This window comes from Streptococcus hongkongensis, assembly GCF_053206145.1.
The window spans coordinates 1-17,605 of sequence record NZ_JBRUGD010000014.1 but is presented as its reverse complement, the minus strand read 5'-3'; the positions used below and the strand labels follow the sequence as shown (position 1 = coordinate 17,605).

Annotated in this window: 17 protein-coding genes, 1 other RNA gene and 1 pseudogene; 14 read left to right on the top strand and 5 right to left on the bottom strand. The window is 37.4% G+C overall.

Annotation, left to right across the window (positions count from 1 at the left end):
* Positions 1-27 precede the first annotated feature (27 nt).
* Positions 28-501, top strand: coding sequence for a peroxide-responsive transcriptional repressor PerR (perR, locus tag ACVRZD_RS08765; RefSeq protein ID WP_037626532.1), 474 nt, complete (start codon positions 28-30; stop codon positions 499-501).
* 206 nt (positions 502-707) lie between these two features.
* Here the strand turns inward: perR and ACVRZD_RS08760 are convergent, their stop codons facing one another.
* Entirely contained in the window at positions 708-1,601 is an 894-nt protein-coding gene (locus ACVRZD_RS08760) for a DUF975 family protein (RefSeq protein ID WP_037626531.1), read from the bottom strand.
* A gap of 193 nt (positions 1,602-1,794) precedes the next feature.
* Between ACVRZD_RS08760 and tgt the strand changes: the two genes are divergently transcribed.
* The 6 genes from tgt (at position 1,795) to ffs (ending at position 5,380) form a co-directional block, all read left to right on the top strand.
* Positions 1,795-2,937 carry a tRNA guanosine(34) transglycosylase Tgt gene (gene tgt, locus ACVRZD_RS08755; RefSeq protein WP_037626529.1) on the top strand — a complete coding sequence of 381 codons (1,143 nt, stop codon included), beginning with the start codon at positions 1,795-1,797 and terminating at the stop codon, positions 2,935-2,937.
* Positions 2,938-3,043: 106 nt separating this feature from the next.
* Positions 3,044-3,355 (top strand): CHY zinc finger protein, encoded by a 312-nt coding sequence (locus ACVRZD_RS08750; protein ID WP_037626527.1) that lies wholly within the window; start codon positions 3,044-3,046, stop codon positions 3,353-3,355.
* Positions 3,352-3,900, top strand: coding sequence for a biotin transporter BioY (locus tag ACVRZD_RS08745; RefSeq protein ID WP_447450437.1), 549 nt, complete (start codon positions 3,352-3,354; stop codon positions 3,898-3,900). The genes ACVRZD_RS08750 and ACVRZD_RS08745 overlap by 4 nt, the downstream gene beginning before the upstream one ends.
* 70 nt (positions 3,901-3,970) lie before the next feature.
* Positions 3,971-4,750, top strand: a complete 780-nt coding sequence (locus ACVRZD_RS08740) for an MBL fold metallo-hydrolase (protein WP_037626526.1) — start codon at positions 3,971-3,973, stop codon at positions 4,748-4,750.
* Positions 4,750-5,277, top strand: coding sequence for a tRNA adenosine(34) deaminase TadA (gene tadA / locus ACVRZD_RS08735; protein WP_037626525.1), 528 nt, complete (start codon positions 4,750-4,752; stop codon positions 5,275-5,277). The genes ACVRZD_RS08740 and tadA overlap by 1 nt, the downstream gene beginning before the upstream one ends.
* Before the next feature lie 9 nt (positions 5,278-5,286).
* Positions 5,287-5,380, top strand: an RNA gene (gene ffs, locus ACVRZD_RS08730) — signal recognition particle sRNA small type.
* 56 nt (positions 5,381-5,436) lie between these two features.
* On the opposite strand, the gene ACVRZD_RS08725 is transcribed toward ffs, so the two are convergent.
* Complete coding sequence (locus ACVRZD_RS08725) at positions 5,437-6,144, bottom strand: XRE family transcriptional regulator (RefSeq protein ID WP_037626519.1); 708 nt, start codon at positions 6,142-6,144, stop codon at positions 5,437-5,439.
* A gap of 288 nt (positions 6,145-6,432) precedes the next feature.
* On the opposite strand from ACVRZD_RS08725, the gene ACVRZD_RS08720 reads away from it, so the two are divergent.
* The 5 genes and pseudogenes from ACVRZD_RS08720 to ACVRZD_RS08700 all read left to right on the top strand — a co-directional run bounded on the left by ACVRZD_RS08720 (position 6,433) and on the right by ACVRZD_RS08700 (position 12,453).
* On the top strand, positions 6,433-7,782 hold the full coding sequence (locus ACVRZD_RS08720) for a glucose-6-phosphate isomerase (protein WP_037626518.1): 1,350 nt from the start codon (positions 6,433-6,435) through the stop codon (positions 7,780-7,782).
* A gap of 154 nt (positions 7,783-7,936) precedes the next feature.
* Entirely contained in the window at positions 7,937-8,635 is a 699-nt protein-coding gene (gene dapD / locus ACVRZD_RS08715; RefSeq protein ID WP_447450436.1) for a 2,3,4,5-tetrahydropyridine-2,6-dicarboxylate N-acetyltransferase, read from the top strand.
* A 16-nt stretch (positions 8,636-8,651) separates the two neighbouring features.
* Entirely contained in the window at positions 8,652-9,782 is a 1,131-nt protein-coding gene (locus ACVRZD_RS08710; RefSeq protein WP_037626516.1) for an N-acetyldiaminopimelate deacetylase, read from the top strand.
* A gap of 185 nt (positions 9,783-9,967) precedes the next feature.
* A complete protein-coding gene (locus tag ACVRZD_RS08705) occupies positions 9,968-11,224 on the top strand; it encodes a glycosyltransferase (protein ID WP_037626514.1) in 1,257 nt (418 codons plus the stop codon).
* A 24-nt stretch (positions 11,225-11,248) separates the two neighbouring features.
* A pseudogene (locus ACVRZD_RS08700) lies at positions 11,249-12,453 on the top strand (nucleotide sugar dehydrogenase).
* Between the two features lie 200 nt (positions 12,454-12,653).
* On the opposite strand, the gene ACVRZD_RS08695 reads toward ACVRZD_RS08700, so the two are convergent.
* Positions 12,654-14,003 carry an MATE family efflux transporter gene (locus ACVRZD_RS08695; protein WP_037626512.1) on the bottom strand — a complete coding sequence of 450 codons (1,350 nt, stop codon included), beginning with the start codon at positions 14,001-14,003 and terminating at the stop codon, positions 12,654-12,656.
* A 110-nt stretch (positions 14,004-14,113) separates the two neighbouring features.
* Here ACVRZD_RS08695 and ACVRZD_RS08690 point away from each other — a divergent pair, with 110 nt between their 5' ends.
* Together ACVRZD_RS08690 and ACVRZD_RS08685 are read left to right on the top strand one after the other, a co-directional pair.
* Complete coding sequence (locus ACVRZD_RS08690) at positions 14,114-14,641, top strand: 5-formyltetrahydrofolate cyclo-ligase (RefSeq protein WP_037626510.1); 528 nt, start codon at positions 14,114-14,116, stop codon at positions 14,639-14,641.
* Positions 14,638-15,312 (top strand): rhomboid family intramembrane serine protease, encoded by a 675-nt coding sequence (locus tag ACVRZD_RS08685; protein ID WP_037626509.1) that lies wholly within the window; start codon positions 14,638-14,640, stop codon positions 15,310-15,312. The genes ACVRZD_RS08690 and ACVRZD_RS08685 overlap by 4 nt, the downstream gene beginning before the upstream one ends.
* A 113-nt stretch (positions 15,313-15,425) precedes the next feature.
* Here ACVRZD_RS08685 and galU read toward each other — a convergent pair whose 3' ends face one another.
* The gene (gene galU, locus ACVRZD_RS08680) at positions 15,426-16,331 is read right to left on the bottom strand and encodes a UTP--glucose-1-phosphate uridylyltransferase GalU (protein WP_037626508.1); all 906 of its coding nucleotides are present in this window, start codon (positions 16,329-16,331) and stop codon (positions 15,426-15,428) included.
* A gap of 21 nt (positions 16,332-16,352) precedes the next feature.
* Complete coding sequence (locus ACVRZD_RS08675) at positions 16,353-17,369, bottom strand: NAD(P)H-dependent glycerol-3-phosphate dehydrogenase (protein ID WP_037626506.1); 1,017 nt, start codon at positions 17,367-17,369, stop codon at positions 16,353-16,355.
* Positions 17,370-17,605 lie beyond the last annotated feature (236 nt).

The window sequence follows — 17,605 nt, the reverse complement described above, 5'->3', positions numbered from 1 at the left end:
AAATAAACGATAGAAAAGGAGATGCCAATGGACGTTCACTCACATAATCAACAAGCTTTGGACATGTTCGAAAATGTCTTAGAGCATTTGCGCGAAAAACACATCAGAATTACGGAAACTCGTAAGGCTATTATTTCCTATATGATTGTGTCGACTGAGCATCCCAGTGCAGATCGAATCTATCGTGATCTAAAAGATGACTACCCCAATATGAGTTTAGCAACGGTTTATAATAATTTGAAAGTTTTGGTTGATGAAGGTTTTGTTTCAGAAATTAAAATTTCAAATGATTTAACAACTTACTATGACTTTATGGGGCACCAGCACGTTAATGTTGTTTGTGAAGTTTGTGGGAAAATAGCTGACTTTATGGATGTGGATGTTATGGATGTTTCAAAGGAAGCTCATGACCAAACTGGCTACCAAATTACACGTATTCCAATTATTGCCTACGGGATTTGTCCAGAATGTCAAAAATCAACAAAAAAACGACTATTTTAAAACGAGTCTGAGAACATTTTGTCTCAGACTCTATTTTTTATAGATTTATGTATGTAACGCAGTGGTTGAGTGGGCTCTAATACGTTGAAAATCAACTGTTACAGCCCTACTCAACTTTGCGGAGGTGGGACGACAAAATCAAAACTCTACGAAATTACTGATTTTTGTCCCACTCTCGTTTTAGTGTAAAGACATAGTTGTTTGTCTTACTTATTGGTACTTTTTTGTGTGTTTGCTGAGTCAGCTTTTGGCTCGATTGGCGGAAGGACATCAACTTTAGGCTCTTCATAAATAGGGGCTGACTTTTCTTCTTTTTCAGTGATTTCTTCAACTGGTACAGCTGCAAGTTTATCATCTAAATGACGGTAGAAATTAGCACAAGCAGTTGTGAAATATGGTGTCACGTAGAAGAGTAGTATTCCTAAACTACAGAAAGCTAAAATATACCAACCAAGAAAGCTTAATTGTAAGAGGAAAAATTTCCACTTATTACCCTTCATTAATTCTTTACTTTTATCAATTACTGCTACTGCACCTTGATAATTATCGGCAACTGTTTGATCATATAAAACGTATTCTGCCATAGCGTAAGCCAGCTGGCGATTGATTGCTAGGCAAAGGCCACCAAGAGCAATTGGCACACCAATAAAAAGCAGAGCAATTGCGAGAGCAGAAGAGCCTTGGATTCTTAAGATAGCATATCCGACAATTGACATGACTAGGCCAATAATAAAGATGAGGTTCCAAAGTAAAATTAATAAGAAACGTAAACAGAATAGGCCGATTAATTTCCAGGCTAGTTGACTAGAAAGGGTAATAGTGGCATCTTGAAAGGACACTTCATTGTGACGGCCTCTGAGAACTTGTAACATGGTAAATGCTGCAGAGGTAATAAAGAATGCTGAAATGATATTGAGAATCAATGGAAATAGGGAGGCTGCAAAAGTTGGTTCAATCCCTTGTTTTTGAAGTATGACTTCACGGGCTTGAATGAAAATTAAGGCAAATTGAATTAAGATGGGTACAATGAACAAAGCTATTTTTCCGGGAAGTCCCTTCAAAGCTTGTTTGGCTTCTTTTTTTAGTTGTGAAATAGACATAGTTTCTCCTTTCAAATATTATAACATAGTCTAATCAGATTAGAAATAGACTGAGATTTGGAAAAATCTTCTCAGAACATATGACAAGCTGATTGAAATTTGATAGAATAATAAGGCTGTAAGTTACAGAAATTTGGCTTTGCCAAATAAATAAAAAATGCTCAGGACTGTTTATCTTGAAAGCGAGGAACCAATGACAGATTATCCGATTACATACAGATTAATCAAAAAAGACAAACGTACTGGTGCCCGTCTAGGTGAAATCATTACCCCACACGGTACCTTCCCAACGCCCATGTTTATGCCAGTTGGTACACAAGCCACTGTTAAAACACAATCACCAGAAGAGTTGAAGCAAATGGGTTCAGGTATTATCCTATCAAATACTTATCATTTGTGGCTCCGACCTGGTGATGAGCTAATTGCGCGTGCCGGTGGACTTCATAAATTTATGAACTGGGACCAACCCATTTTAACAGACTCAGGCGGTTTTCAGGTTTATTCACTTGCTGATTCACGTAATATCACTGAAGAAGGTGTAACCTTTAAAAACCATTTGAATGGCTCAAAAATGTTCCTTTCACCAGAAAAAGCTATCTCAATCCAAAATAATTTGGGTTCAGATATTATGATGAGCTTTGATGAGTGTCCTCAGTTCTATCAACCCTATGACTATGTTAAGAAATCAATTGAACGGACTAGTCGTTGGGCAGAACGTGGTTTAAATGCTCACCGTCGTCCACATGATCAAGGCTTATTTGGGATTGTTCAGGGAGCTGGTTTTGAAGATTTGCGTCGCCAATCAGCAGCTGATTTAGTGTCAATGGATTTCCCTGGCTACTCAATTGGTGGACTTGCTGTTGGTGAAACCCATGACGAAATGAATGCCGTTCTTGACTTCACAACACCATTATTACCAGAAAACAAACCACGTTATTTAATGGGTGTAGGTGCACCAGATAGCTTGATTGATGGTGTAATTCGTGGGGTTGATATGTTTGATTGTGTTTTACCAACACGGATTGCTAGAAATGGAACATGTATGACCAGTGAAGGTCGTCTTGTGGTTAAAAATGCTAAGTTTGCGGAAGACTTTACGCCACTTGACCATGATTGTGATTGCTATACATGTCAAAATTACACACGTGCTTATATTCGTCACTTACTTAAAGCAGATGAAACTTTTGGTATTCGTTTAACAAGTTACCACAATCTTTATTTCCTAGTTAATTTGATGAAAAAAGTGCGTCAAGCCATTATGGATGATAACTTATTAGAATTCCGTGAAGACTTTTTAGAACGCTATGGCTATAATAAATCAAGTCGAAATTTTTAAAACAGAGCTGGTCTCTGTTTTTTTGTTGTCTTTATGTTAACCTATTTTAAAAATAAGGTTGACATAAAGACTAAAATTTTTTAAACTATCAAAGTAAGGAGAAGACATGACAATTTATGGACTACAACTGGATAATGCTGGACGCTGTCAGCATTATCATACTGAGCTAGATATTGTGGCACTCAAATGTCAAGTTTGTCAAAAGTATTATGCTTGCTACAAATGTCACGATAACTTAGAAGACCATCTTTTTCACGCTAATCCAAGTTCGGAAAAATTTCCAGTTGTCTGTGGCAACTGTCGAACCTATTTGTCAGCAGAAATTTATGCCAAAGGTTTTTGCCCTTCTTGCCTCAGTCAATTCAATCCCAACTGTCAACTTCACAAATCAATCTATTTTCAAAAGGAGACCTCATGAAAGATACACGTACACTTACCCAAATTGCCTTAATGACGACCCTAATCATTGTCTTGGGCTTTATCCCGCCTATTCCACTTGGCTTTATTCCAGTTCCTATTGTTCTGCAAAACTTAGGCATTATGATGGCAGCGCTGCTATTAGGTTGGAAAAAGGGGACCCTCTCAATTCTTCTATTTCTCACTATTAGTATCTTTGTTCCTGCGTTTACTGGAGGGAACACCCTTCTACCAGTACTTTCAGGACCAACTACTGGTTATGTTATTGCTTGGCTATTTGTGCCAAGTCTCTACAGCCTTTTAACGGCAAACAAGGCCTCTAAAAATCCAATTTGGATCTTCCTAGCTATTTTTCTGACCGGCGTCTTATGGGTTGATGTTTTGGGGTCAATTGGCCTAGCCTTCCGAATTGGCATGCCACTGAAAACAGCCTTATTATCTAACTTAGCATTTGTTCCTGGGGACACCATCAAAGCTATTTTAGCCTGTTTAGTAGCTAGCCGTGTCAAGCTAGAATCAAGGAGTCCTAAAAAAAGCTTGGCCTAAAGAAGCCTTCAAAACCAAAGTTAATCAGATTTTGGTATAATATGAGGAAAAGAAGAAGGCAGGTAGACAGATGAAAGTGACAACTTTAGGCTCTTGGGGAGGCTATCCCTATCAAGATGGTGGGACAACCTCATATTTAATTACTGGAGATAATGGTTTTCAACTACTAATGGATGCTGGAAGCCGAGCTTTAAATGAATTAGAAAAAGAAATCAGTCCATTGGATTTAGATGCTGTTATTATCAGCCACTATCATCCAGATCATGTGGCGGATTTAGGTGTCTTGAGACACTACCGTCAACTCTATCCAAAGCATTTGTGGGAACCCAAAGTCTTACCTATTTATGGCCATAATGAAGATCAATTTGAGTTTGCTAAATTAACCTTGCCAGAAGTCTCTGTTGGAATTGCTTACGATGTTGCTGGTACCCAGTCAATTGGTCCTTTTGATATTGCTTTTATTAAAACGGTTCATCCAGTTGTTTGCTATGCTTTCAGGATTGTTGAGCGAAAGACTAGTCAAGTTTTTGTTTTCACTGGGGATACTGGATACTTTGATGACCTAGCTGACTTTGCAGAGGAGGCAGATTTATTTCTTGCAGATGTATATCTTTATGAAGGGCAGGAGAATCATTTCGCTCATCTAACTAGTAAAGAAGCAGGGCAAATTGCTCAGCAAGCTAAGGTTAAGAAACTTGTTTTGACCCATATGCCACCTGTGGCTCCGCAAGGGATTGACCCCGAAAACCATTTGGCCATCTTAAAAGATGAAACGCAGAAATATGCTGGAGACATTCCAGTCGACTTAGCCATGCCACATTTGTCATGGGATTTGGGGTCATTATCCTAATGGAATATAGTCTAGAAGAAAAAGAACAGTTTATGCGTGAGGCCCTTCATGAGGCTGAAAAATCACTGGCCAAGGAGGAAATTCCGATTGGCTGTGTTATTGTCAAGGACGGACGAATCATTGGTCGTGGGCATAATGCGCGTGAGGAGTTAAACCAAGCCATTATGCATGCCGAGATGATGGCTATTAATGAAGCAAATGCCCATGAAGGAAATTGGCGTCTACTTGAGACAACTATGTTTGTGACTATTGAACCTTGTGTTATGTGTTCTGGGGCCATTGGTCTGGCTAGAATTCCCAAGGTTATCTATGGTGCTGCTAATCAAAAATTTGGGGGTACAGAAAGTCTCTATCAGATTTTGACCGATGAGCGACTTAATCATCGTGTCGAGGTCGAAAGGGGTGTTTTGGAAGCTGACTGTGCAGCTATTATGCAATCATTCTTTCGGCAGAATCGCTTGCGCAAAAAAGAAGCTAAACGATTAGCCCAAGAGGCTGAAAAGTCCAACTTGCCAGAATGCCAGTGAGTATGTTATAATAGAATTCGGAGCAACACTTGTGCGTGAAGTGGGTCAGGGGAGGAATCCAGCAGCCCTAAGCGATTTCAGGTGTGTGCTCTATTTTTTGCATCAAAAAGGCCCATGTGAGATGTTGTCATAAGGGCTTATTTTAATGATGCATGGATTTTAAGCAGGAATTGATGTATCAGAACCAATGACTTCATAAATTTTGATGTAGCCACCATCTTGAGGTGGAAAATCAATAAAAATATCATCATACTTTGAATTTAAGGATTCAAGTCGCAAGTAACCGGCTTCTGTATAGAGCCGTTTGATGTAAGTTTTGCCTTCATAAGCAACAGCGCAAATTTCACCAGAATAGCTCGATAGACCTCGGTCAGCAAGATAGACAATATCACCATTATGGTATTTGGGTTCCATGGAGTCGCCGAAGACAAAGGAAGCGACGTCATAACGGGGAGGGCGATTTCCTACAATTACTTTCTCTTGATCGTAGTCATTAAAGGCATAGCCGATTCCAGCTGCTAATTTTGTTGTTACAGTTACTTCATAAAATTCTTTTGTATCTTCTTGCATGTCTTGGGCCATTTCTAGTAATTTATTTTTATCTTCGCTATTGAGATTTTCAAAGAGGTCAGCTAGTTGATTTTTCTGAGAATCATTACTTGTTAATGAGTCATCTCCTAATAATTGGGCTTTCTTAATCTGAAAAATATCTGCCATTTGCTCAATATGGTCTATTAATGGTTTGTTTCGTCCAACTTCCCAAGCAGAAACAGCAGTTGGTGCAATATCAAGTAAATGAGCCAATTCCTTCTGGGTCAAGTGCCATTTTTTTCTGAAAAATTTGATTTTCTCTGCTAAAGTTGACATGTTTTCTCCTCGTATTTTCTCAAGAAGACTATTATACACTTTAAGTGTAGTTTTGACAAATGTGCAAGATTTTAGAAATGTGAAATTCTGAAAATTAACTATTGGAGCAAGATAATAAGTAATAGTCTGCTAAAAGAGGCCAAATGATAGGGAAAAACATAAATTTAATTAGAAAATTTTTGGTTTGAAAATTATTTTCTTTTTTGTGAAAAATTATTCAAAAAGATTGAAAAAATGCTTTCAAAGAGTTAATATAGTAGTGAACGGAAAAAATAAAAGGGGTAAATTATGTCACACATTAAATTTGATTATTCAAAAGTATTAGGTCAATTTGTTGCACCGCATGAGTTGGACTATATGCAAATGCATGTATCTGCTGCAGATGCTGCTTTGCGCCAAGCAACTGGTCCTGGTGCTGAAATGACGGGTTGGTTAAACTTACCAGAAGACTACGACAAAGCAGAATTTGCTCGTATTCAAAAAGCAGCTGAAAAAATTCAATCTGATAGCCAAGTCCTAGTTGTTATTGGGATTGGTGGATCATACCTAGGAGCGCGTGCTGCGATTGATTTCTTAAGTTCATCATTTGTTAATTTACAAACTGCTGAGGAACGTAAAGCACCACAAATTCTTTACGCTGGAAACTCAATTTCATCTAACTACCTTGCTGACTTAGTAGAGTATGTGAAAGACAAAGATTTCTCGGTTAACGTTATTTCTAAATCAGGAACAACAACTGAGCCAGCAATTGCTTTCCGTGTTTTCAAAGAACTGCTTATTGAGAAATATGGTCAAGAAGAAGCAAATGGTCGTATCTATGCAACAACTGATAAAGCTAAAGGTGCTGTAAAAGTTGAAGCGGATGCTAACAATTGGGAAACTTTCGTTGTTCCAGATAGCGTTGGTGGTCGTTTCACAGTGTTGACACCAGTTGGTTTATTGCCAATTGCTGCATCAGGTGCAGACATCACTAAGTTGATGGAGGGAGCTAACGCAGCTCGCACAGCTTATTCATCAGAAAAAATTGCTGAAAATGAAGCTTACCAATATGCTGTCTTACGTAATATCCTTTACCGTAAAGGTTATATCACAGAAGTTTTAGCTAACTATGAACCATCACTCCAATACTTTGGTGAATGGTGGAAACAATTAGCTGGTGAATCAGAAGGTAAAGACCAAAAAGGGATTTACCCAACTTCAGCGAACTTCTCAACTGACTTGCACTCACTTGGTCAATTTATCCAAGAAGGTTACCGTAACTTATTTGAAACAGTTATTCGTGTTGACAAGCCACGTAAAAACATCACTATCCCTTCAGAAGAAGCTGACCTTGATGGACTTGGCTACTTACAAGGCAAAGATGTTGACTTTGTAAACAAAAAAGCTACAGACGGTGTATTATTGGCCCATACAGATGGTGGCGTTCCAAATGCCTTCCTCACATTACCAGGTCAAGATGAATTTACACTTGGTTACACAATCTACTTCTTTGAAATTGCCATTGCCATGTCAGGTTATTTAAACGGTGTTAACCCGTTTGACCAACCAGGTGTAGAAGCATACAAGAAAAACATGTTCGCTCTTCTTGGCAAACCAGGCTTTGAAGACCTTAGTGCAGAATTAAATGCTCGACTATAATTTTTTGAACTAAAAATATCCATGATATATAGCGCCTCGTTCGTTAGATAAATAATCTATTGAATGGGGGGCTTTTTGTCTTTCAAATCGAAAAATCTCCAAATTTTCTGATAATTTGTTATAATAAGAAAAACGATTTGAAGGAGATAGATGGATGACAGCACAAAAAATGTCAGCACAAGAAATAATTGCCTTTATTGGTAATGCACAAAAGAAGACACCTGTTAAAGTTACTTTTCAAGGAGAATTAGCTGGACCAGTATCTGAAGGTGTTCTAAATTTGGGAAATGTCCTATTTGGTGATTGGAAAGATGTTGAACCACTACTGGTGAACTTAACTGAGAATCAAGACTATGTTGTAGAACAAGATGGTCGTAACTCGGCTGTGCCTCTATTAGATAAGCGTGCAATTAATGCTCGCATTGAACCAGGTGCTATTATTCGTGACCGAGTGACTATTGATGATAACGCTATCATTATGATGGGAGCTATTATTAACATTGGTGCAGAAATTGGTGCAGGGACAATGATTGATATGGGGGCCATTCTTGGTGGAAGAGCATCTGTTGGGAAAAATAGTCATATTGGCGCTGGCGCTGTTTTAGCTGGCGTTATTGAACCAGCCTCAGCGGAACCTGTTCGTGTTGGGGATAATGTGTTAGTTGGTGCCAATGCGGTCATCATTGAAGGCGTACAAGTAGGCAATGGCTCAGTCGTTGCTGCGGGAGCAATTGTTACCCAAAACGTCCCTGAAAATGTTGTTGTGGCAGGAGTTCCAGCTCGAATTATCAAGGAAATAGATGTTCAAACGCAACAAAAAACGGCACTTGAAGAAGCACTCCGTTTGATATAAGAAAGAGACAAACCGTATGATAGATCTGTTAGCGATACGACGACAATTACACCAAATTCCAGAAATTGGCCTTGAGGAATATAAGACACAAACATACTTGCTTCAGATTATTGACACAATTAGCAAACAAAAAGATTTTATTTCGGTCCAAACTTGGCAAACAGGCATTTTGGTCCATCTACAAGGTTATGGACCAGAAAAGACAATTGCTTGGCGGACCGATATTGATGGGCTACCCGTAAAAGAAGAGACGGGGTTGGACTTTGTTAGCCAGCATGAGGGATATATGCATGCATGTGGACACGATGTTCACATGACAGTAGCATTGGGCCTACTAGAGCAATTGTCCCTTCGCCAACCAAAACATAATATGCTCTTTATTTTTCAACTAGCTGAAGAAAATGAAGCTGGAGGTATGCTTATGTACCAAGGCGGAGCCTTTGATAGATGGATGCCAGATGCCTGCTATGCTTTGCATGTCCGACCTGATCTTAAAGTTGGTCAACTTGCTACTAATACTTCAACCTTGTTTGCCGGAACCTGTGAAGTTAAAGTAGCCTTTCTAGGTAAAGGAGGGCATGCAGCCTTTCCTCACCAGTCTAATGATGCTTTAATTGCTTCGGCCTATTTTCTGACGCAGGTTCAAACAATTGTCAGTCGAAACGTTGACCCAATCGAAGGAGCTGTAGTGACCTTTGGATCAATGCATGCTGGTACCACAAACAATATTATCTCTGAACGGGCAGATCTACATGGAACAATTCGCACTTTAACACAAGAGATGAATTTGTTAACACAAGAACGCATTAGGGCCATAGCAGAAGGCGTTGCTACTAGTTTTGGTTTAAAGGTGGAAATTACCTTAAAACAAGGTGGTTATCTGCCAGTTGAAAATAATCCTCAACTAACTAAAGAATTAATGGCTTTTTTTAACCAGCGTAAAGAAGTAGATATGATTGAATGCTTACCTGCTATGACAGGTGAGGATTTTGGTTATCTGCTCAGTAAGATTCCGGGAGTTATGTTTTGGCTAGGTGTCGATACCCCATATCCTTTACATCATGCTAAAATGAGTCCTAATGAAAAAGCTATTTCTTTTGCGGTTGAAGAGGTTGGGGCTTTTTTACATCAATTAATTATCAATTAATTTTAAGACTATCTATTTTAAAAATAGGTAGGCTTTTTACATTGTTTTTAAAAAATGACAAGTTCAATTTCTAAATTTTTGTATCAAAAAAAGGTTTGAAAGTCAGATTTCACTTTACTATAATATTTTTTAGTTTGTGAGCTCCATTTGCTGATGGGGGTCAAAAATAAAAAAGAGAGGTAATAATGGAAAAATTAAAAAACGGAATCACTTTCGTCACTTTTATAGTCTTGTGGCTACTTTTAGTCACACTTAATGTTTTTGTCTTTGGAACAAAGGGGAGCTTAGCTGTTTATGGGATTGTCTTAATGATCTATCTTTCAGTGAAAATGGGTTTGTCATTTTGGTATTGTCCATATAAAGGCCAAGCTGGCAACTATCATGTTGCAGCAATTATTCCATCTTATAACGAAGATGGAGAATCATTACTAGAAACACTAAAAAGTGTTGAGGCACAAAATTATCCGATTAGAGAAATTTTTGTCATAGACGATGGGAGTGCAGATCAATCTGGTATTAATTTGATTGAGAACTATGTTAAAGAAAATAACAAAGCTGATCAGATTATTGTGAAGCGCCTACCTGAAAATGTGGGGAAACGTCATGCGCAAGCATGGGCTTTTGAACGCTCAAAGGCGGATGTCTTTTTAACAGTTGACTCAGATAGCTATATTTACCCTAATGCTTTAGAGGAACTATTGAAAACATTTAATGATGAACAGGTTTATGCCGCAACTGGTCATTTGAATGCACGCAATAGAGATGTTAATCTACTTACAAGACTAACAGATATTCGTTATGACAACGCTTTTGGAGTTGAGCGTTCAGCTCAATCTGTTACTGGAAATATCTTAGTGTGTTCAGGTCCCTTGAGTATCTACCGTCGTCAAGTAGTTATCCCAAACATTGAACGCTATACTAATCAAACATTTTTAGGGGTTCCTGTTAGTATCGGTGATGACCGCTGTCTAACTAATTATGCGACTGATCTAGGTAAGACTGTTTACCAATCGACAGCTAAATGCGATACAGATGTGCCTCATGAATTTAAAACCTATCTGAAACAGCAAAACCGTTGGAATAAATCTTTCTTTAGAAAGTCATTGATTTCTGCTAAGAAATTACTTTCTTGTCCACTTGTTGCTGTTTGGACACTAGTTGAAGTCTCAATGTTTATGATGTTGGTTTACTCAGTTTGCAATTTGTTCATCGGAGAAGTTCAATCATTCTCATGGCTAAAACTATTAGCTTTTCTTGTCATTATCTTCATTGTGGCCCTTTGCCGAAATGTCCACTATATGATTAAGCATCCACTTGCATTTCTTTTATCACCATTTTATGGCTTCCTTCACCTTTTTGTGTTGCAACCTTTAAAACTTTATTCACTCCTAACTATTCGAAATGCCGACTGGGGAACACGTAAAAAAGAGTCTCTTACTTAATTATTCGTAGAAAGGAAAAAAGAATTGAAAATTACTGTTGCAGGTTCCGGATATGTTGGTTTATCGTTAGGTGTTCTCCTGTCACAAACCAATGACGTAACCGTAGTTGATATTGTTAAAGAAAAAGTTAATTTAATAAATCAAAGAATATCACCAATTCAAGATAAAGAGATTGAACGCTATTTAGCTCAAGAAGACTTATCTTTACAAGCAACACTTGATGGTGATTTAGCATATAGCCAAGCAGATTTAATTATTGTTGCCACACCAACAAATTATAATAGTGATATTGATTTCTTTGATACAAAACACGTAGAATCAGTTATCTCTCAAGCTCTTAAAGTCAATGATAAAGCGATTATTGCTATTAAGTCAACAATTCCAATGGGATTTATTGCATCTGTCAGAGAGCAATATCAGACAGATAGAATTATTTTTAGCCCGGAATTTTTGAGAGAATCAAAAGCTTTGCATGATAATTTGTATCCAAGCCGTATTATTGTTTCTTATGAGGATAATGATTCACAGGCGACAAAAGAAGCAGCAAAACAATTTGGTCAACTTCTTAAGGATGCAGCTTTGGCTGAAGATGTTCCCTTACTTTTTATGGGGCAGAAGAAGCTGAAGCAGTCAAGTTATTTGCAAATACTTATTTAGCTATGCGTGTTTCATACTTCAATGAATTAGATACTTACGCTGAAGCAAAATGTTTAGATGCAGAGCGAGTGATTGAAGGGCATTGTCGTGATCGACGTATAGGTGGGCACTACAATAATCCATCATTTGGTTACGGTGGCTATTGTTTACCTAAAGATACTAAGCAATTACTTGCTAATTATGAAGATACACCACAGTCTTTGATTTCGGCTATTGTTGCATCTAATCAAACACGAAAGGAATTTATTGCAAATCGCATTAAAGAATTGCTGACAGATAAGACAGACTTTACAGCAATTCCTACCGTTGGTGTTCATCGTTTGATTATGAAGAGTAATTCAGATAACTTCAGGGAAAGTGCCATTAAAGATGTGATTGATTTATTGAGTCGCTATCAAATTCGTGTACTTATCTATGAACCAATGTTAGAAGAAGAAATTGATTATGAAATTAGTACTGATTTGGATGATTTCAAAAAAGAATCGACGATTATTATTTCCAATCGTTTTGATCATTCCTTAGCTGATGTTGAGCAAAAAGTTTACACAAGAGATATTTTTGATATAGATTAATTCTAGAAAACTATTATAAGACAATACCTCCTTGATTAAAAAATCATGGAGGTAATTTCGTGACAAAAAAGGAGGCACCTATGAGGGAGGTGCCCCGGAGATTTATGAAAAGGGTAAAGAGATTATTCTTTCTACCCTACGGTTTGGGTAAACCGTTGTTTAGGATGCACTAATAATAATATAGTTAGCTTAAAATTTTCTTAATTTGAAATTTTTTGCTTTTCTTGTTCTTTCAGTCGTTTGATTAGGATAATAGTTGAAGGAATAAGAATCAAAACACTTCCTAACCATGCCGCAGGATTAGCTGCCGCGATACCTGTAAAACCAAAATAAATTAATCCTAGGATTGCTACGCCAGCTCGCATAATTAATTCCATTATACCAGCAAGTGTAGGAACAAATCCATATCCTAAACCTTGGATGAAGCTACGTAGGATAAATAGTATAGCTAAAAGCCAATAGAGGGAAGCATTAATAATGTAATAGCGTAATGCCAAATGGTAGACTTCCTGATCTGCGTTAGCGATGAACAAAGAAGAAAAGAAGTGATGACAAGTGATAAGTAGGATAGCAAAACAGATAGACCAGGTTATACAAAGAATGAGCGAACTCTTTACACCTTGCAGGATACGCTGGAATTCTTTAGCACCATAGTTTTGTGCTGTGAATGTCGAAATCGCAAGACCTAAGTTAACCATCGGAAGCATAGCCAATTGGTCAGTTTTGCTGGCAATAGCTTGCGCTGCAATAGCCTGTGTTCCTAATTTATTAAGTGTAATTTGAAGTGTAATGGCACCGATAGCAATAATACTAGCCTGAAATCCCATTGGAAATGCTAGTCGTGCGTGTGTTTTTAAATTTTCTCTATCTAGTTTTAAGTCTTTACGACTTAATTTTAAAAAAGGAATGTATTTTCGAATATAAATGATAAGGTAAAAAACAGAGAAGGCTTGTGCCCCTATTGTTGCAATACCTGCTCCAAGTACCCCCATTTTAAAGCCGAGGATGAATAGAAATTCCAGGATGATATTGAGAATGCTGGCCAAAATTAACGCAATTAAGGGCGTGCGAGAATTACCTAAACTTCGAATGGCACTTGATAGGTAGTTGAAAATAATTGTAAAAATTAATCCTGAAAACATGGCTAATAAAAATTGATAGGAATTATCAATTAAATTAGAAGGGGTTTGCATGAGATAGAGTAGAGGACTTAAGAAAAGGACAGAAATGAAGGATAATCCTAGACTGACGACAGTTGAATAAAAGAGACCATGTACAAAACTGGCTTTCACACCAGTATAATCTTGAGCACCAAAACGTTGAGAAGTAACAATGGTTAATCCAGAAGTTAACCCCATTGCAAAACCAATAACCAAAAACATTAAGCTCCCAGTGGCACCTACAGCTGCAAAGGCATTTTGACCAAGCGTATGGCCAACAATGATACTGTCTGCAAAGTTATAAGTAAGCTGAAAAAAACTACCAATAAGTAAAGGCACTGTAAAGGCCAATATGACTATAAGAGGATTTCCTTTGGTTAAATGTTGCATCTGCACTCCCTAAAAATGTTATCAATACCCTTCTATTCTAACCTTTGTCCTAGTAAAATTCAATAACAACCAAAACAGGAAAATAAAGAGTTTTATGGTAAACTAATCATATGATAAAAAAAGAATTAAGATCACAAGTTATTTCATCTATGAAAGAGATGGATAAAAAGGAAAAAAGTCAGAAAGATTTGCAATTATTGGATTTGGTTTGTCAGTCAGAGTCTTACCAGAATGCAAGAATTATTGCGACCTATCTTGCAATGCCTCACGAATTTAAAACCTCCCTATTGATAAAGCGTGCGCTTGGTGATGGTAAAAAAATTGCAATCCCAAAAACTTATGGTAAAGGGAAAATGATTTTTGTATTATATCATCCAAAAGAGTTACAAAGGACATCTTTTGGATTAATGGAGCCCATCAGTGATGTCGAACTACCAAAGGACCAAATTGATTTGATTCATGTTCCTGGTGTTGGTTTTAATGCTGAAGGGTATCGAATCGGCTATGGTGGCGGTTATTACGATCGTTATTTAAGTGATTATCAAGGTCGCACTTGTTCAACTATTTATCAGTGTCAAGTTGCTGAATTTATACCTGAATCACATGATCTTGCAGTAGAAATGGTGTATACATTATGATTTATGATTTACGAAAAAAACCAGCAACTCTTTTTCTGCTCATTTTGATGACAATTGTCTTTTTAGCAATGCAAGTTTACTACGGGCAAGAGGCTAAATCGGTTCAAGCTATTTACCAATTTGGTGGCATGTACGGTTTAGCTATTAAAGTTCTACCTTCACAATTATGGCGAGTAGTAAGTGCCATATTTGTTCATATCGGTTGGGAGCATTTTTTGCTCAATGGTCTTACCTTGGTATTTGTCGGGCAATTAGCAGAAAAACTGTGGGGATCCTTGAATTACCTTCTTTTATATCTATTATCGGGCATAATGGGCAATCTCTTTGTTTTGGCCTTTACACCAACAACAGTGGCTGCGGGAGCATCAACTTCCTTATTTGGTTTATTCGCTGCTATTACCATTCTTGGTTATTATAGTCAAAATGTATCATTGAAAACCTTATCTAAGTCTTACCAATCTTTAATTGTCATCAACTTAATTATGAATATTTTCATGCCAAATGTTAGTATAGCAGGACATATTGGAGGAATAGTTGGAGGCTTATTAGGTGCGGTTTTTCTTAATAACAAGGGGCCAGAAGGCAGTTTTAGATTGTCTTTGCGACTTCTGACACTAATTCTTTTTAGTTTAATAAGCTTTGCTATTTTAGCTTACACTTATTTACACTAAAAAAGAAGTGATAAGAGAGCACGCTTTTGGACAGATAACGGGTTTAAACAATAAAAAAGTGAAGACAGTTGCAAATGCCTTCACACAAAAGAGGATGAGATCCTCTTTTTTTTTTATTTTTCGTTAGCTTTACTTTCCAAGTTTTTTCCTAATTGGATAATGTAGTTACTTAAATCATCTTTAACTTGTGGGTGTTTTAAAGCATAGTCAATTGAAGTCTTCATGAAACCAAATTTATCACCAACATCATAACGATTGCCAGTAAATTCACGAGCAAAGACACGCTGTGTTTTATTCAAGGTGTCAATGGCATCGGTCAGTTGGATTTCATTTCCTGCACCTGGGGTCTGCTTTTCTAAAATATTGAAAATTTCAGGAGTTAGCAGATAACGTCCAATAATTGCTAAATCACTAGGAGCATCTTCAGGTTTTGGCTTTTCTACAAAAGTGGAAACGCTGTATAAGCCCTCATTAGCTAGACCGTGCGGAGCAATTACCCCATAAGAAGAAACATCTTCGTGAGGAACTTTCATAACAGCAATTGTTGACGCGTGTGTTGTTTCAAAATCGTTCATTAATTGTTTTGTTAAGGGAATAGCAGAGCTATCAGTAATGTCCATTAAATCATCACCAAGCATGACAACAAAAGGTTCATTTCCAACAAATGCTTTCGCTTGTAAAACAGCATCGCCAAGGCCTCTTGGATGGCTTTGTCTAATAAAATGCAAATTAATAGATGTCGTCTCATCAACTAGTTTGAGTAGTTCTATTTTACCTTTTTCTTTAAGGTTATACTCTAATTCAAAATTAGAATCGAAGTGGTCTTCAATAGAGCGTTTTGATTTACCAGTTACAATCAAAATTTCTTCAATCCCTGATTTCAAGGCTTCTTCCACGATGAATTGAATTGTTGGCTTATCAACAATTGGCAACATTTCCTTAGCCAAAGCTTTCGTTGCTGGCAAAAAACGAGTACCAAGTCCTGCGGCAGGAATAATTGCTTTTCTTACTTTAATCATTTATACCTCCAGTATTACTTCTTAATGCCATTCATTTTCTGAACGGAATTCATTTGACATCATTTCAAGGATGCTGGATTTGACATCGGCTCCTTCGTAAATAACACGATAAATTGCACTTGTAATTGGCATATAAACTCCTAATTCTTGAGCTAATTCATAAGCCACTTTTGTTGTCGAGATACCTTCAATAACCATACCCATATTACGTTCAATATCTTCTAATTTTTCACCGCGACCTAAGGCATCCCCAGCACGCCAGTTTCGAGAGTGCATAGAGGTACCAGTGACAATTAAATCACCAACACCAGATAAGCCACTATATGTCAGTGGGTTGGCACCAAGTTTGACCCCTAGACGCGTGATTTCTGCTAAACCACGGGTAATAACCGCTGCTTTGGCATTATCCCCGTAACCTAATCCATGGAGGGCTCCCGCACCTACGGCAATGATATTTTTTAGGGCACCTGCTGTTTCAACACCAACGACATCACTGTTTGTATATAGTCGGAAATAATGATTGCTAAATAAGCTTTGAACATACTTAGCAGCATCTAAATCTCTTGAAGCGGCAGTGATTAATGTGATATCACGAACAATTGTTTCCTCAGCATGGCTTGGTCCAGAAACAACGACAATATCACTACGTAAGTTTTCTGGTATTTCTTCTGAAATAATTGTTGATAATCTTTCATGACTACCAGGTTCCAATCCTTTAGACGCATGCATAATGGTGACTTTATGGTCAAGTACTTGAGCGACCTGCTTAGCAACTAGGCGAGTCACTTTTGTTGGGACAACAAAGAGAATGGCATCTGTATCTTTTAAGGCTTCTTTTAAGTCAGTAGTCGCAGTAATGCGTTCATCCAAAACAATATCTTTGAAGTAGCGTGTGTTTGTATGTTTTGTGTTGATTTCAGTGATTTGTTGCTCAGAGTCCCCCCAAAGGATGACTTGGTGATCATTATCAATTAATACTTGTGACAATGCAGTCCCCCAAGAACCAGGACCTAAAATTGCAACTTTTTGTTTTTTCATTCTATTTCTCCTCATAATTTAGAGTTAATCACTTAATTATAACATAGCTGCCTATATTCCTCTAATAGAAAAGGCATAGAACGTGGGAAATGTGAAATCATTTCAATGAAGGAAAGTTCTAAAATGAAGTTAGCCACTTAAGTGTATAAAAAAACATCTCAAAGAGATATAATTGTAATCTACGACAACCACAATTAGAAGGACTCTGAGATGCAAGACTATTATACACCAAAAGG